Below are 15,626 nucleotides of genomic sequence, written 5' to 3'. Positions count from 1 at the left end.
TCCAGAGCAGAGAGCCGTTGCGATTGGTGTAAAGCGTGAAAAACACTGCCTCCAGAGGCCCCGTCTCAGATCAGAAGCTCGGTAAGAGTTTTAGGGGGTTGGGAGAATGCATATCCACAAAGTCGCACTGCGTCAGCTGTCAATCCAGATAAGCATGGCCAACACGCCCAGGCTGCCCGTAAGAACCGCATAGGCCTGGCGTGTGCGCAGAGAAAGCACCGCCCCCATAAGGGCGGCCACATAAAGGGCTGACCACGTTACAGCGCGCAGGGCGGGCAGGGCTTGCCTGTTGTGCAGCGTGTCCACAAGACTGAAGATCAGGATGAAGCAGAGGCAATAAAGAATTATCTGCCACAGGCTTCTGTACAGAGAAGACAGCAGTAGCGCTGTGCCGGGCGCGAGCCCTTTGGGCTTGCCTGCGCACCAGGCTTCGACCTTGTCAACCATGGGGTTTTGGCTGATGCGCTGGCGATGTTCGCCGTAGGCCGCCGCGTAAGCAGCCAGCATGCAAAGAATGAGGGGGATGAGCAGACTGCCCGGTTGCTCAAGACCAAAGTGTCTGCATATGGGAAAAAGCAGTAAAAAGCTCAGACCGCCATAGGGTGGCACGACACTGCCCAGTTCAAGGGCGTCCAGCCACAAAAGTTCAAAAATGATACCCAGCGGCAGGGCGAGGCTCCAGTCAGAAGTGATGGCTCCGGCTATGAGCGCAAGACAGATGGGTCGGTCAACAATGCCGATAATGCAGGACGAACGGGCCGCGCCAGCCAGGGCAAAAAAAAAGCGTAAGGTGCCCCGGTTGCCATCATTTCATATAAGCTGCTCATGGGGACCCCTTACGGTTTCTGTGGGGACGCTGCGAAAATCCAGCAGCACCAGATGCTGCTGGATGGAACGCAGGTCTTCCCTGTCTTCGGCGGATAGCGCCACATGAGGAAGGATTTGCATTTTTTCTGGGCCGTAATGCAGGTTGCCGATATTGAGGGTTTCCATAATGATGCCCGCATTGCTCGCGCGGCGTGCGTCCTGGCAATTCCCAAAGAGTACAAAACAGTCTTCGCCGCATGCGTCCAGCGTTACGGCCAGATCGTGAACCGGGATGAAGTGCGTGAGGATGCGCTGGGGCACGGCCAGTTCGATTATCTGTTGCCGCAACGGGTCTGCCGCCAGTTCATCATTGGCGACAATCAGGTGCCTGGCGCCCGTATAGGGCAACCACGCTTCAATGACCTGCCCATGCACCAGGCGATTGTCCACACGGAACCACATACGCTAACCGTCGTTTTTGGCCCGTGTTTTATTGCGCAGCATATTTCCTGCGACAACGATGCCTTTGGAGCCTGCCTCGCCGGCAAGCTGCGCCAGCTCTTCCAGGTTTTTTTCACGCGCGGAAAAAACCTTGAGAAGCATAGGCAGGTTTGCACCCGTCACCACCTCAACCTTGTGGGTGGCCAGCAGCGCGAGGGCGAGGTTTGTGGGCGTACCGCCAAACATGTCGGTAAGAATAATGACCCCCGCACCCTTGTCGAGCCGCTGTGCGGCATCGGTAAGGCGGCGTACCGTTTCAGAAACTTCATGGGCAACGTCCACACTGATGGAGCTACAGTCGCTTTGCGGGCCGAGAATGAATTCGGCTGTGCGCAGCATGGCCGAACCATAGTCGGCATGCGAGACAACAATAATCCCTACCTGTGTCTTCTTGCTTTCTTCCGTCATGGCATTCCTCTCGGCTCAGAGCCTGCCAGCTTTTCTAGCCAAGTTCAAGATGTCGGTGTTCCAGGGTCGTGGGGTAGTCTGCCTGTTTCAGGGCTTGCGTGATTTCTTCGGCCATGGCAACGGAGCGGTGGCGACCACCGGTGCAGCCAACGGCGATGGTGACTCGGTAGCGGCCTTCAGTTTCCATAAGCGGCAGCATGAACAGCAAAAGGTCCATAAGTTTTGCTCGAAATTCGCGCGCATTGGGCTGGTCAAAAACATATTGCGCCACGGCCTTGTCCTTGCCGCTCAGGGGGCGCAGCTCTTCAACAAAGTATGGATTGGTAAGAAAGCGCAGGTCAAACACGAAATCGGCCTCGCGCGGGACGCCATATTTGAAGCCAAAGGAAATGACGTTGACCTTGATGGCCCGAAGCTTGCTTTTGCTGTCGCTCCAGCGCTTCTGAATGGCCCGGCGCAGATCATGAATGGAGAAGTGGGAGGTGTCGACAACAAGGTCGGCCATTTCCCGTAAAGGGCGCAGGCTGTTGCGCTCGGAAAGCAGGGCTGTTTCAAGCCCCATGCCCTCGCGCTCAAGGGGGTGGGGGCGGCGCGTGGTGGCGTAGCGGCGCAGCAGCTCCTGCACGTTGCACTCCAAAAACAGGAGCATGGGGCGAATGTTCTGGGCGGTGAGATCAGACAGCGCTTCATTGATCTCATCCAGAAAGTTGCTCTGGCGCAGGTCCATGCCAAGGGCGATTCCCTTGAAATGGCTCATGGAAGGGCGGGACATCATGCTTACCATTTCGGGGGCCAGGCTTGCTGGCAACCCGTCCACCACAAAGTGCCCCATATCTTCAAAAACTTTCAGGGCCGTACTTTTACCCGCACCGGAAAGGCCGGTGACAATGCACACGGCCACCGGCAGTTGGGCTGCGGTGTTCGCAGCCAATGTTTTCTGTGGCTGCTTTGTGGTGGCAGTCATTATTCCCCCTGCTATGCTTCCCGGCCGCCTGGCATCAGACGGCCGGGAACAGGCGTAATTATAAGACGGGGTCAATCAGCGCGTAGCTGCTCGTGCGGGTGCGGTACACCACGTTGATGCGGCCATTTTCGGCGTTGAAAAACACCAGGAACTCACTGCCGATGGAGTCAAGCTGCATAAGCGCCTCATCAAGGTGCAGCGGCTTGGTGGCAAGGCGGTCAGTGCCTTCAACCGGTTGCGCCACTTCAGCCTCTGCGTCAAGGTTATAGGTAAAGACGTCAACATCGGCAGAGCGAGCCTTACGGCGTTGCGTCTTGACCCGCGAAACCTGGCGTTTGATCTGTGCCTCGACCTTGTCTGTCACAAGGTCGATGGCGGCATACATATCTGAAGTCTGTTCCGTTGCGTTTATATGCAAACCTTCGCCAACAACCGTCACTTCGCAGCGATGACGAAACTTGTCCACAGTAAGCACAACGCTTACCTCAAGACCGGAAGACTTGCCAAAAAAACGCCCCAGCTTTTCCATGCGGCGTCGGGCATACTTTTTAAGATGGTCGGAGGCTTCAAAGTTTTTGAAGGCAAAAGAGATGTTCATATAATCCTCCTTATGATGTCAGTTCCCGGCATGGAGAACTGTGGAACCCGTCTTTTGAACGACGGTGGAAATTTGATGAACCATCTTGTTTTAAAAATTTTTTGCCTCAGGCGGGCAGCGGCGCTTGTGCCGCGCCAAGGCCAAGGTCAGAAATGTTCCTTGCGTCTTGAAGACGACGGAATATCAAGGGCAGTGCGGTACTTGGCCACAGTGCGACGTGCGATGTTGACCTTAAGGTGCTCTTTCAGCATTTCGCCAATGCGTTCATCGCTCAGGGGAGACCTGGTGTCTTCGTCAGCAATGAACTTCTTGATGAGGGCTTTAACGCTCTCAGAGCCGACCTGGCTGCCGTCATCAAGCTCCAGACCGCTGTTGAAGAAAAATTTCAGTTCAAAAATGCCGTGCGGCGTCGCCACGTACTTGTTTGTTGTTATGCGGCTTACCGTGGATTCATGCATGCTGATGTCATCAGCGATATCCTTGAGAATAAGCGGTGCCAGACGCGTCACGCCATCCTCGAAAAAGGGCTGCTGGTGCCGGACGATGCTTTCCATCACTTTGTACAGGGTGCGCTGGCGCTGATAGAGGCTCTTGATGAGCCAGCTGGCCGAGCGCATTTTTTCTGTACAGTATTCTTTTTCCTTATCTGAGGATCCCTTCATGTCCATCTGGCTCAGATTGGAAAGCTGCAACTGCGGCAAGCCATCCTCGTTGAGCAGAATGACGAACTCATCGCCCATTTTGTACACAAAAACATCAGGGCTCACATAGGTTGGTTCGCCACCGCCAAAACTGGCTCCAGGCAGGGGATCAAGGCTCTGGATGATGTCCAGATATTCTTTCAGTTCCTCCATATCCAGCTTGAATTTGCGCAGCAGGGGCTTGTAGCGCTTGGCTTCAAGGTCCTCCAGGTGCGAGCGCACGAGTTCAAGCAGTATGGGGTCGCGGTCATACTTCAGGCTTTTTATCTGTACGAGCAGGCATTCACGGGCATCACGGGCGGCCACGCCCACAGGATCAAACAGTTGCACCTTTTCAAGCACCGTCTGAACTTCAGCCGTATCAGACTCCGTCATCTGTGCGATTTCTTCCAGGCTGGCGTGCAGATACCCGGCAGAAGAAAGGTTGCCGATGATGACTTCGCCTATGTCTTTTTGTGTCTCTGTGAGGGAGGAAAGACGCAACTGCCACAGCAGGTGGCCTTCGAGGGTGGGCTTGGCCGAGTAGCGCGCTTCAAGGGGCGAAATATCTTCAGCAACCTCAAACTCGCGTGGCTGCACAAGGCGGGGAGTGCTTGCGAACTCTCCCAGGTAATCTTCCCAGTCGGCATCCTTGGCCAGGTCTTGATCGTACACCTCTTCGGCGGCTTTTTCCCGCCTGTCATCGCCTGAATCTGGCGAAGTGTCATCGCCCTGGGATTCTTCAAGAAAAGGATTGTCCAGCATTTCCTGCTGCACAGTCTCGAGAAGCTCCATGCGTGAGAGCTGGAGCAGCTTGATGGCCTGCTGTAATTGCGGGGTCATCACGAGCTGCTGAGTCAGTTTTAATTGCTGTCGAAGTTCCAGTGCCATGAGCCTGTTCCGTCTTGAAAGGTCAGCAGAAAATATTTTATTTACAAGTAGTGTGCCATAGTGGCAAAAATTATGCAATAGCCAGAGGTTGCGCGACCAAAAAACAAACCAATCCGTGAGCTGGCCCAAGCTTTGCATCATTGTTTTCAAGGTGTTGGCTTCAAGAACCGCAGCTGGTCCTGAAACGGAAAAAGGGAGGTCGCCCTCCCTTCTTCCTGTCATCAAATTATGATGCGATCATGCAAGCCTTACACCTTGGCGTGCTTTTTGGCTGCCGTGATAAATTCACGGAACAGCGGATGCGCGGCCATGGGCCTGGATTTGAATTCGGGGTGGAACTGACAGCCCAAAAACCAGGGGTGGTCGGGCAGTTCCACTATCTCCACAAGGTTTCCGTCCGGTGAAGTGCCGCTGAAAACCATGCCTTTTTCCGCCAGAGCATCCCTGAATTCGTTATTGAATTCATAGCGGTGGCGGTGGCGCTCTTCAACCAGCTCTTTCTTGTACGCCTCAAACGCGCGAGAATTGGGCAGAACCTTGCACGGGTAGGATCCAAGGCGCATGGTGCCGCCCTTGTCGCTGCCAGCGTCGCGTTTTTCAACGTTCTTGGTGCGGAAATCGTACCATTCGGTCATGAGGTAAATGACCTTGTGCTTGGAGCGGTGGTCGAATTCTTCGGAGTTTGCGTCGGCCATTTCCGCCACATGACGGGCAAATTCGATGACAGCGCATTGCATGCCCAGGCAGATGCCAAAGAAGGGCACTTTTTTTTCACGCGCATACCGGATGGCCACGATCTTGCCTTCAACGCCACGGTATCCAAAGCCGCCGGGAACCAGAATGCCGTCGCAGCCTTTCAACTGTTCCGCCACATTGCTGTCGTCAATGTTTTCGGAATTAACGTAGCGCAGATTCACCTGAACGCGGTTGGCCACGCCGCCGTGGATCAGAGCTTCATGCAGGCTTTTATACGCCTCTTTCAGGTCCACGTACTTGCCCACAATGGCAATGGTAACCGTGCCCTTGGGATCGGCGCAGTCGCTGACGAGCTTTTCCCAGGCTTCAAGATGGGCATTGCGCGCTGGCAGGCGCAGCATGATCGCCACTTTCTGGTCAAAGCCTTCTTCATAAAACTTCAGCGGCACTTCATAAATATTGTTCACATCCACCGAGGAGAACACGGCGTCCTGATCGACATTACAGAAGAGGGCGATCTTGCGGCGCAGTTCTTCGGGGATGCTCTGCTCACAGCGGCAAAGGATGATGTCGGGCTGAATGCCGATGGAAAGAAGTTCTTTGACGCTGTGCTGGGTGGGCTTGGTCTTGTGCTCGCCAGCGGTGCGCAGATAGGGCACAAGGGTAAGATGAATGTTGAGGCAGTTGTCACGGCCAAGATCAGAGCGCAGCTGGCGTATGGCTTCAAGGAAGGGCAGCCCTTCAATGTCGCCGACGGTGCCGCCGATTTCAATGATGGCCACATCCGGGGCATTATCCCCTTCAGCCAGAGACAATACCACGCCTTTGATCTCGTCGGTGATGTGGGGAATAACCTGTACCGTGGCGCCCAGATAGTCGCCGTGACGCTCTTTGGCGATGACCTGATTGTAGATGGCCCCTGAAGTGGTGTTGTTTTTCCGCGACATGGGCACATTGAGATAGCGTTCGTAATGCCCCAGGTCCAGGTCGGTTTCAGCACCGTCGTCGGTGACGAAAACCTCGCCGTGCTGGAAGGGGTTCATGGTGCCAGGGTCAACGTTAATATAGGGATCCAGCTTCTGTATGGTTACCGTAAGGCCTCGGGTTTGCAGCAGCGCGCCCAGAGAGGCCGCAGCAAGGCCCTTGCCCAGAGATGACAGAACTCCGCCCGTCACAAAGATAAATTTCGTTTTCATGCCTTCCACCTTGATATCTTGATCACTTTTCAGCACAACCCTGTATCCTTAGCCTAAAATGAATTTTTTGACTAGCATTGACTATCGAAAACAAGGTACGTAGTGTGTTATTCCCTCTTCAACCCGCATCGGTACAGCCTGGCTCTGCCTGCGGCTCATGAGGCGCGGGCTGTTTTTGGCCCACAGGCCGCGCGCCAGCGCCGGATCAGCACAGGCGCGGCGCGTGAAGATTTGCTAGCAAGCCAAGGAGGCTTTACCCGCATGGGCATGGTCAATACACTGGTCATCACCGGCTACGGAACAAATTCTCATCTTGAAACGGCCCATGCAGCCCGCCTGGCCGGGGCAGACAGAGCCGATGTGGTTCACTTTTCAGACATTGTGGCAGCCAAGGTTCGATTGGCGGAGTATCATTTCCTGGTTTTTCCCGGCGGATTCCTTGATGGCGACGACCTGGGGGCAGCCCAGGCCGCTGCAATGCGCTGGCGTTACCTCAAGGACGCGCAAGGCGTTCCTCTGCTGCAAAGTTTGCGCGACTTTCTGGACCAGGGCAAGCTCATTCTGGGCATTTGCAACGGCTTTCAGTTGCTGGTCAAGCTTGGCGTGCTGCCGGCCCTTGGGGGCATGCGCTTTGAACGCCAGGTTTCGCTGGGGCACAATGACTCGGCCCGCTACGAAGACCGGTGGGTGCACTTGCTGCCCAACCCCAAAAGCCCCTGTGTCTTCACCAAGGATATGCCCATGCTGTGCATGCCTGTGCGTCACGGAGAAGGCAAACTTGTGCCGCGGGATGAAGAGTGCCTGCGCCGCCTTGAATCGGAAAATCTCATTGCCCTTCAGTATGCCGATCCCGAAACAAAACAGCCCACGCAGGAATATCCTCTCAATCCCAACGGCGCGGCATTGGCCATCGCCGGGCTTACCGACCCCACAGGCCGGGTGCTCGGACTTATGCCGCACCCCGAGGCCTTCCATCACGTGACCAATCATCCAGCCTGGACGCGCGGCGAGCTGGACCCCCCGGGAACATTGCTGTTCGTCAATGCCGTGCGTTATCTGCGCGGCCAATAGAGCAGATTAACTTTGAAATGCTTCACATTTCAAAGTTTTCATTCAGCCGAAAAGTGCAATTTTCGGCTGAATCCACGCCATGTTATGGCGCGCTGCACTTTCGTGCAGCGTTAGAGCATTTACACTTTTTCAAAGTTAAAATGCTCTAAATTTCGGCAACGGATACTAAAAAGCCGGGCATGTGAATGTGCCCGGCTTTTAGTATCATACGTTAACGACAAGTCAGCTTTTGCCGTTGAACATGTTCTGCATGCTCTTGCTCAATGAGGCCATTGCTTCATCAAATTCGTGCTGCAGGCTGTCCATGAGTTCTCGGACCGAGATAATCTTGTTTACCCGCGACACGTTGGCGCCGCAGAAGGCGAATCCACGCTCAAGGTTGCCCCTCATGGCGTTAATGAGCGCCTGGGCGATGCAATACGGCGTCTTTTCCTGTTCGCAAGTGTGCACGCAGTGGAAGACGCATTTGAAAGGCTTTTTATTGCCTTCGCGCGCGGCCTGGATGAAGTTGTTGATCAGAGCGCGTCCGGGCATGCCCACCGGGCTTTTGATGATGGTGACGTCTTCAGCTTTGGCCGCAAGGTACGACTGCTTGAAGCGTTCATCGGCATCGCACTCGTGGGTGGCGACAAAACGGGTGCCCATCTGCACGCCGGAAGCGCCCAGATCCAGAAATTTTTTGATGTCTTCGCCAGAGTATACGCCACCGGCGGCAATGATGGGCACGGCCTTGCCGTACTTGTCTTCCAGGGGCTTCACGGTTTCAACCACCTGAGGCACCAGCACTTCCAGCGCGTGCGCGGGGTCCTGCAGTTCTTCCGCCTTGAAGCCGAGGTGCCCGCCAGCCTTGGGGCCTTCGACCACAAAGGCGTCGGGCACGTAGTTGAAGCGGGAGATCCACTTTTTGGCAATAACGGAAGCCGCACGTGCCGAAGAGACAATGGGCACAAGTTTGGTTTTGAATTCTTCTTTTTTTTCTTCGCACGCCTGGAGGAGATGCTTGGGCATATCCAGAGGCAGGCCCGCGCCGGAAAAGATGATATCGGCCTTGCTTTCGATGGTGGTACGTACCATCTGGCTGAACGTGGTCAGCGCCACCATGAGATTGACGCCCACAATGCCGTTTGTCAGCTGACGGGCCTTTTCAATTTCATTGCGTAGGGCGCGCAGGTTGGCGGTAAGGGGGTCCTTGGCAACATCAGGCTCCTTCATGCCGATCATGGCTCCGGCGATAACGCCAATGCCGCCCTGATTGGCCACAGCGGAAGCAAGGCCAGAAAGCGATATTCCTACACCCATGCCACCCTGAACCACAGGAATTTTGGCGGTGAGATGTCCTATTTTTAGCGCGGGAAAAGACATTGCAAGACCTCCGTCCTGACTTGTATGGAACTTGTCCAACACCTTTTCAGTGCTGATCAAGATATCCCCCATATATAAATTAGGCGTAATAATAGCTGCAATTTTCACAAGATGCAATAACCCTGTGAGCATTTTTAATGGCGGCGTCAACATCCTGGTATTTATATGGAACAAAGACCGGAATACGGGCACCACTGGCAATGTCTGTCGGGTCGGGCCGAGAAATTGGGGGAGTGTTCCATGTGCAGAAGGGTCAGGGTCAGGACAGAACGGCAGAACCCCAGAGCCGCATCCAGGTCGTCGTCCACAAGACCGCCGAACAGGGGATGCTCCCTGCCCTCGTCACGCAGTTCAACCAGCGCCGCGTCGCCCAGCTGGGCCATGCCGCAGGCTCCCGCCATGGACAGATAGCACGGCAACTGCAGGCTGGGCAGGCGGGTGCGCAGTTCGTCAAAAAGGTCTTCAAGCTGTTCCAGTCGGGCGGGATCATCCGTGGCGTCCGCCATCAGCGAATCGCAGAGGCTTTCGGCGCGGGCAAAGTAGGGCAGGTCGGTCCACAGGCTGCCGTCATGTTTTTTTATGGCGCCGGTTTTATAATCAAGGATGTACAGCAGACCGTCACGGCGGTCCACGCGGTCCACGGTGCCGACAAAGTCATAGTCGCGTCCGGCAAGACGCAGGGTTGCTTCAAGTTTTTGTTCCAGGGCCACGATAAGCACATTGTCCGGCTGGCCTTCCAGAAAACGCATGAGCCGCATGGGAGCCGCTTCTTCAAGCATCAGGCAACTGTCGGCGGGCAGCAGACGACGTAAATCCGCTGCTTCCAGCTGCTCGAAAAAACGGGCGCGCACTGTTGCGGCCGAGATGTCGCCAGAGCGAACAACCTTATCAAGATAGGGGTCATAAAGGGCCTTGAGCGTATTGTGAATGCAGGTGCCCACAGCTGCCGGGTCATCGCCTTCATTAATTTCCTGCGGCGGGCGCAGGCCGCACAGATGCTGCCAGGCAAAGCGCAGAGGGCACTGAAGGTACACGTCCAGCCGAGTGGCGGAGAGCGGCGTGCGGAGCAGAGCCGCCAGAGCGGCGTTGAGTTCAGCCCCGCGTGCGAGAATTTTTGTTTCAGTGGCCGCGGCCCGTACCGTACAGGTTGCGGTTTCAAGTGGTGGTTCACCAGGGGTGAGCAATGCCCCACGCCTTTGTTCTTCCTGCCAGAGCAGCTGCTCCACAAAACGGCTGCGGCTTTTTTTACCGTCAAAAAGCGCTGAACGGGTGATGCCTTCCTGCCAGAAAAAGGCCACTTCATCCGCTCCGGCGCAAAGCCGGTACAGGGTGTGCGCAGCGGCCCTTTCACGTCGGCGTGAGTCCGGCAGTCCAAGGGTTTGCCGTAAAGAATCCGGCAAGAGCGGATCCTGGGCAGGATTGCCGGGGAGTTTGTCGTCGGTGGCGTCCATAATAAGCACGCGGTCAAAATGCAGCAGGCGTGTTTCAAGCATGCCAAGCACCTGCAAACCTGTGAGGGGCTCAGCCTCAAAGGGGATGCGCTCCTGCCCGAGGACTTCCCGCACCATGCCCTGAAGCGTGGTGAGCGGAAAGTCAGTTTGCGCCAGAAGGTTTGCACGCAGAACCGGCACGGCCTGCCGCATAAGGCGGTACATGGCTTCCGCGTCCAGGGGAAAGTGTTTCCACAGTTCGCCGCCGCGACTGCGCAAAAAGGAACACAGGTTCTGAAGAACGTCGGCCATGTCCTTTGTGGTGCTGGCGGCGGATGGCGCATGCACCAGAATTTTTACAGTTTCTTCCAGCAGCAGGGCCAAAGCCTCCGGCAACTGGCCCAGGCAGGTGCGCACGGCTTCATCCATATCCACGAAGCGCACCCCATCGCGAATATGCCTTTCAAGCAAACGCAGCGCATCGCGCAGGAGCAGTGGATTGCCGTCCTTATCCTGGGTGCGCAGCAGGTTCACGTACGGATGGCGCAGGCATTGCAGCACTTGCCGCCAATAATAGCGCCCTTCGTCGCTTCTTGTCGCCTGAAGCCGCAACATGCCGTCCAGCAGTCGGTTCAGCGGCGAACGCTCCAGGGGGTACCCCATGGAGATGTTGACGTCCTTGTCCGGCAAATGGTGCAGCACCGGCATGAGCAGCGAACTGTCCGTGAGCACCACGGCGGTGGAGGCGGCCGTTGCGGGCTCCAGGCCAGCCCGCGAGGTGTCGGCCACGGGCTCCAGGTCGCGGCGCAAGGCTTCAAGCTGGGAATGGCAGTCATAACCGGCAAAAAAGCGGTAGCGGGGCTGGTGGGCTTTTTCCTGCTCGGTTAGGGGCATGGCCGCAATTGCCCGCGCATTCCAACGGCGCAGCCATGCCGCCTGCTCTTCGCAGGCCCAATGGGCGCTCCCCGTGTTTTCAGCAAGGGCCGGATCGCTGTGCAGGCAGATTTCGGCTCCGTCCTGCCAAAGCCGCTTTAAAAGATGGTCTTCTCCTCCTGTGAGCAGCGAAAAGCCCGCAATGACCACGGGACGATCCGGGCGCGGGGCGAACAGGGGCGGAACCGGCGGGTTGCCCCGGGCCAGGGTGAAAATGTCCAGCCCTGGCGTTGTCCAGCTGTTGTTCAGCAGGGCTGCCTCATAGGCCTTGCTGATACGGCCCAGCGCGCCCAGCAGGGCCGCTGCCGGCGCGGCCACTTCATTTTCCAGATGACTGATGTCCGTTATTTTCACCAGTTGCCCGTACATTTCTTCCAGCAGGGCGGCCAGGCGCAGCCCCCAGGGCAGAAAGAGCGCCATGTCCATACGGGCAAAGCGGGCCGCGAGGCTGCTGTCTTCACGCGCGAGCGTGTTGATGCATTGGTGCAGCAATGCCACGCGGTCCAGCGTGTTGGCCGTGTGCAGGGGGGCGGAACTGTCAAAGGCGCGCCATGAAGCCACGGCATCGGACAAGGTCATGACCTTGGGCAAAAGCCCGGTGTATCCGTCGGCAGCGTACAGCTGCACAAGATAGCGCCAGGGGCGGTTGTGCGGAACCAGCACCAGAGCCGAGCCGGGGCGGCCCTGAGTATTCTGGTTCAAGTGATCCTTGAGGGCAGGCAAAAAAGGCCGCTGCCAGGGAAAAATCAGAAAGGGAGAAGCGCTCATGACTGACCTTCTTCCCTGGGCAATAATTCATGGCAGTCTGAAACCAGCTCCGAAGCCTCGTCCCGCGTCACAAGGCGAAAACGCTGCTGGTCAAGGTACACCAGAAGCCCCCTGGCAGACGCTTGTTCCTTTTCTTGATCCCGGTTCAGGCAGGTGAGATATTTGCGCAGCTGTTCCACATGCTCGGCATCGGGCTGACCGCTTTTGTAGTCAAGAACGAGTATTCCCCAGCTTTCCTGAACCAGCAGATCCATGCGCAAAAGGTGGCCGTCGTCGGTCATGATGGAATGCTCCGGCCAACCGTTTGCCAGCCAGCGGGCTGACGGCGGCTGACTGGCAAACCAGCGCAGGGCTTCGGTCACGCCCTGATGGATGTCCGCGTCATCCGGCACGGGCAGGGGATAGTGACGCAGGCCGAAGTGCAGGGCGGCCTGCGCGTCATTTTGCGGGTTGCCGGTGATGCGCAGGTGTTCCAGGCAAAAATGCAGCAGGTTGCCCCTGTCCTTGGGCCTGAAGTCAAACGCCTCCAGTGGATTGCGAAAAATTTTCAGGCGCGGCAGCCACTGCATGGGCCGCCAGTTTTCAGGAACCGACGGAGCCCAAGCGGGGACAGGCGCGGCAGTGGCTTGCTGTTTTGGCTCTGCCTGCGCGGCATATTCGTCGTCCTTGGATCGCACGCAGATGGCTTCTTCAGGTATGGGCGCGGCGGATGGTTGTTCCGCGTTGCTGACCGCGACAGCTTTCGGGGCAGGGGGCAGGCTGCCCAGCGTATAGGGTGGCTGCCAGCCCGCGCGTTCCCACAGGATGTCCAGTCCCGCCAGGACGGGCGACTGCCGTTTTGCCGTTGTGCGAAAAACATACAGGGCGTCTCTGGCCCGGGTAAAGGCGACGTAGAGCAGATTGAGGCTTTCCCGCGCCTGGCGGGCCAGTTCTTCGTAATACGGGCGGCCAAGGGCTTTCTGGTTACGCACCATCATGCTCAGGCCCTGGCGTTCTTCGCGCATGGGCTTGTCCGAAACCGCGATGTTCAGACCGGTAAAGGGAACGAAAACCACCGGCGCTTCCAGCCCTTTGGATTTATGCACCGTCATGATGCGCACGGCGTCCATATTTTCCGGCATGGGAACTTTTTCTTCATGATTTTTGGCGTTCCAGTGCTCAAGAAAGGTGGACAGCGTGGCAAGCCCTTTTTCTTCGGCGCTGTGCAACACTTCCATAAAGCGGCGCAAAAAGGTGGCAGATTCAGGAAAACGCTGCTCCACCTGAAGGCGCGCGTACCACTCAAGCACCGTGTCATAGGGCGTCATCAGGCCGGACTGGCTGAAGAACGGTGCCAGCAGGGTCTGCCAGATGCGGGGCCAGCGCTGCCGAAAATTCTGATATAAAAGCCCCGTTGTCTGCTGGGTGCACCAGCCGTCAAGATCGGTGAGGCCAAGCTCGGCAGCCTCCGCATGGTCATGAAATATACTGCCCGTCACAAGCGTCATAAACGCGATATTGTCGTCAGGGCTGTCAAGAAAGGCAAGCAGGGCCACAGTCTGTATGATCAGGGGGTGGGTGGCGAGGAGGAGACTGTTTTCGGTGATGACCGGGATGCCCTGCCGTACCAGATGGTCGGCCAGACGCGCGGCCCCGTCATTGCTGCGTACCAGAACCAGCACATCGGCCCAGGGGCGGTGCGGGGCTATGTCTTCATGCAGTATCTGGCTCAGCCGAGCGAAGACTTCTTCGCGCAGAAGTTCGGAGGAGTCTGCCGCCACATCCTCCACCTGCACAAGGCCGCCTTCTGGCGCGTGTTCCGGGCATTGCTGGGTGGTGCCCCCAAAGGCGCTGACCAGCGACGCCACAGAAGAATTCATGATCTCATCGCGCAGGTCTGGCGGCATGTCGCCCGGCAAAAGAGCGCTCATGACCGCTCGTGCCGTCTCCGGCTGTTCCAGTGGGGAGAAGAGGGCGTTATTGTGTTCCACCACCTGCCGGCTGCTGCGCCAGTTGAAGGGCAGGTTGTCGCGGCTGGTGGTTGCGGCAATGGCGGTAAGCCCTTTGTCGTCAAGAATTCCGTCAAAAAGTTCCGGGTCGCCATCACGCCAGCCGTAGATGGACTGCTTCACATCACCCACCCAGGTCAGTGAACCGCCGTGGGCAAGGGCTTCTTCCACCAGAGGGCGAAGAGCGCGCCATTGGTCCTGACTGGTGTCCTGAAATTCGTCCAAAAGAAAATGGCTGAGGCGGGTGCCCAGACGGCAGAGCGTGTCCGGCACGCCGTAATCGCTTTCAAGGACCTGTCGCGCCAGATGGGGAATAAGCAGGCCGGGAAGCGCGCCTTCCTGCTCCTGATTGCGTGCAAAAGCCGCGGTCAGGATGCGGGCCATGCGGATGGAAGGCTCGAGGCGCAAGGCCTGGCGCAGGATGTGCCCGTCCGTGAGGCACGACTCCGCTGCCTTGGAAAAGACGACATAGGCCCTTTCCACGTCGGCATCAATATTTGCGCCCTTTTTAAAAACCTGGGCGGCTTCGTCCTTGGTCAGATAGGCAGAGGGCTTATAATCGCCATTTGCCCACGCCTGAATGGCTTTCAGCGCGTTTGCCAGCCAGGGCAGGCTCTGCCTTTCGGCCAGTTCCAACAAGTTTGTGGCAGCCCGTTTTGCGGCCTCGTTGAGAAGCGTAAGCCGCGCATCAAGTTCGTCATACGAAGAAAGCTCGCCAAAATCGCCCAGAAGGGCGCTGTCCAACAGGGGACGTAACTGGTGCAGCAGCTTTTCGCCCGCAAGAAAGCCCCTGCTCTGCCCGTGCCAGACCATGGCCCGGCAGACCTGGCGCAAGAGGCCGCGCATGCCTTCGTCGCCTTGCCATGCTTTTTCCAGCAAAAGATCGAGATAGGGCGTCAAAGCCTCTTCAGTGGCAAAAACCGGCTGAAAGTCCGGATGCAGCTTGAGTTCAAGGGCGGCGGCGCGCACGATGAGGTGCAGCAGGCTGTCAATGGTGCGGATGTTCAACGCGCTCATGTCGCGCATAATGGCGTCAACCCAGCGCTTGGCCGTGGCTGGGTCAAGGTCGAGCCCCTGCATGGGGCAGCCCAGCGCCGCGTTTTTCAACTGCCTGATCACGCGCTCACGCATCTCGGTGGCTGCGGCATTGGTAAAAGTGACAGCCAGAATATCGCCCCAGCCGCAGGGGCCACCATACACAAGAGCGCAAGCGGGGGAAGCCGCTCTGCCCGGTGCGCCGCTGCTGATGAGACGTTGCAGAAAGCAGCGCGTCAGTTCATAGGTCTTTCCCGACCCGGCGGATGCTTTGACTTGTCGCAAATGCTGCATGGAA

11 protein-coding genes are annotated in these 15,626 nt (G+C 57.2%); 1 reads left to right on the top strand and 10 read right to left on the bottom strand.

All coding sequences use genetic code 11. From position 1 onward, the window contains the following. Nucleotides 1-132: 132 nt before the first annotated feature. From ACZ5DH_RS05515 to ACZ5DH_RS05485, 7 genes are all read right to left on the bottom strand, one after another. Complete coding sequence (locus ACZ5DH_RS05515; protein WP_464256093.1) at nt 133-609, bottom strand: hypothetical protein; 477 nt, start codon at nt 607-609, stop codon at nt 133-135. A 201-nt stretch (nt 610-810) separates the two neighbouring features. Beyond that, a complete protein-coding gene (locus ACZ5DH_RS05510; protein WP_464256092.1) occupies nt 811-1,269 on the bottom strand; it encodes a PTS sugar transporter subunit IIB in 459 nt (152 codons plus the stop codon). 3 nt (nt 1,270-1,272) lie between these two features. Next, nucleotides 1,273-1,716: a PTS sugar transporter subunit IIA gene (locus tag ACZ5DH_RS05505; protein WP_464256091.1), complete on the bottom strand. Its 444-nt coding sequence runs from the start codon at nt 1,714-1,716 to the stop codon at nt 1,273-1,275. Nucleotides 1,717-1,750: 34 nt separating this feature from the next. Then, nucleotides 1,751-2,680: an RNase adapter RapZ gene (rapZ, locus tag ACZ5DH_RS05500; RefSeq protein ID WP_464256090.1), complete on the bottom strand. Its 930-nt coding sequence runs from the start codon at nt 2,678-2,680 to the stop codon at nt 1,751-1,753. 58 nt (nt 2,681-2,738) lie between these two features. Beyond that, nucleotides 2,739-3,278, bottom strand: coding sequence for a ribosome hibernation-promoting factor, HPF/YfiA family (gene hpf, locus ACZ5DH_RS05495; protein ID WP_464256089.1), 540 nt, complete (start codon nt 3,276-3,278; stop codon nt 2,739-2,741). Nucleotides 3,279-3,424: 146 nt separating this feature from the next. Beyond that, on the bottom strand, nt 3,425-4,849 hold the full coding sequence (rpoN, locus tag ACZ5DH_RS05490) for an RNA polymerase factor sigma-54 (RefSeq protein ID WP_464256088.1): 1,425 nt from the start codon (nt 4,847-4,849) through the stop codon (nt 3,425-3,427). A 248-nt stretch (nt 4,850-5,097) separates the two neighbouring features. Further along, nucleotides 5,098-6,741, bottom strand: coding sequence for a CTP synthase (locus ACZ5DH_RS05485; RefSeq protein ID WP_464256087.1), 1,644 nt, complete (start codon nt 6,739-6,741; stop codon nt 5,098-5,100). A 261-nt stretch (nt 6,742-7,002) separates the two neighbouring features. Between ACZ5DH_RS05485 and ACZ5DH_RS05480 the strand changes: the two genes are divergently transcribed. Then, nucleotides 7,003-7,812 carry a phosphoribosylformylglycinamidine synthase subunit PurQ gene (locus ACZ5DH_RS05480; protein WP_464256508.1) on the top strand — a complete coding sequence of 270 codons (810 nt, stop codon included), beginning with the start codon at nt 7,003-7,005 and terminating at the stop codon, nt 7,810-7,812. A 222-nt stretch (nt 7,813-8,034) separates the two neighbouring features. Here ACZ5DH_RS05480 and ACZ5DH_RS05475 read toward each other — a convergent pair whose 3' ends face one another. The 3 genes from ACZ5DH_RS05475 to ACZ5DH_RS05465 form a co-directional block, all read right to left on the bottom strand. After that, the gene (locus ACZ5DH_RS05475; RefSeq protein WP_464256507.1) at nt 8,035-9,174 is read right to left on the bottom strand and encodes an NAD(P)H-dependent flavin oxidoreductase; all 1,140 of its coding nucleotides are present in this window, start codon (nt 9,172-9,174) and stop codon (nt 8,035-8,037) included. 161 nt (nt 9,175-9,335) lie between these two features. Then, complete coding sequence (locus ACZ5DH_RS05470; protein WP_464256086.1) at nt 9,336-12,305, bottom strand: PD-(D/E)XK nuclease family protein; 2,970 nt, start codon at nt 12,303-12,305, stop codon at nt 9,336-9,338. Then, on the bottom strand, nt 12,302-15,622 hold the full coding sequence (locus tag ACZ5DH_RS05465) for a UvrD-helicase domain-containing protein (RefSeq protein ID WP_464256085.1): 3,321 nt from the start codon (nt 15,620-15,622) through the stop codon (nt 12,302-12,304). The genes ACZ5DH_RS05470 and ACZ5DH_RS05465 overlap by 4 nt, the downstream gene beginning before the upstream one ends. Between the last annotated feature and the right edge of the window lie 4 nt (nt 15,623-15,626).

This window comes from Desulfovibrio simplex, assembly GCF_055387835.1.
This window is presented reverse-complemented; position numbering and strand designations above follow the sequence as displayed.

Bases quoted from the DNA above. Each gene is read 5' to 3' on its own strand.
- ACZ5DH_RS05510 (WP_464256092.1), bottom strand. From the start codon at position 1,269: ATGTGGTTCCGTGTGGACAATCGCCTGGTGCATGGGCAGGTCATTGAA.
- ACZ5DH_RS05505 (WP_464256091.1), bottom strand. From the start codon at position 1,716: ATGACGGAAGAAAGCAAGAAGACACAGGTAGGGATTATTGTTGTCTCG.
- rapZ (WP_464256090.1), bottom strand. From the start codon at position 2,680: ATGACTGCCACCACAAAGCAGCCACAGAAAACATTGGCTGCGAACACC.
- hpf (WP_464256089.1), bottom strand. From the start codon at position 3,278: ATGAACATCTCTTTTGCCTTCAAAAACTTTGAAGCCTCCGACCATCTT.
- rpoN (WP_464256088.1), bottom strand. From the start codon at position 4,849: ATGGCACTGGAACTTCGACAGCAATTAAAACTGACTCAGCAGCTCGTG.
- ACZ5DH_RS05485 (WP_464256087.1), bottom strand. From the start codon at position 6,741: ATGAAAACGAAATTTATCTTTGTGACGGGCGGAGTTCTGTCATCTCTG.
- ACZ5DH_RS05480 (WP_464256508.1), top strand. From the start codon at position 7,003: ATGGGCATGGTCAATACACTGGTCATCACCGGCTACGGAACAAATTCT.
- ACZ5DH_RS05475 (WP_464256507.1), bottom strand. From the start codon at position 9,174: ATGTCTTTTCCCGCGCTAAAAATAGGACATCTCACCGCCAAAATTCCT.
- ACZ5DH_RS05470 (WP_464256086.1), bottom strand. From the start codon at position 12,305: ATGAGCGCTTCTCCCTTTCTGATTTTTCCCTGGCAGCGGCCTTTTTTG.
- ACZ5DH_RS05465 (WP_464256085.1), bottom strand. From the start codon at position 15,622: ATGCAGCATTTGCGACAAGTCAAAGCATCCGCCGGGTCGGGAAAGACC.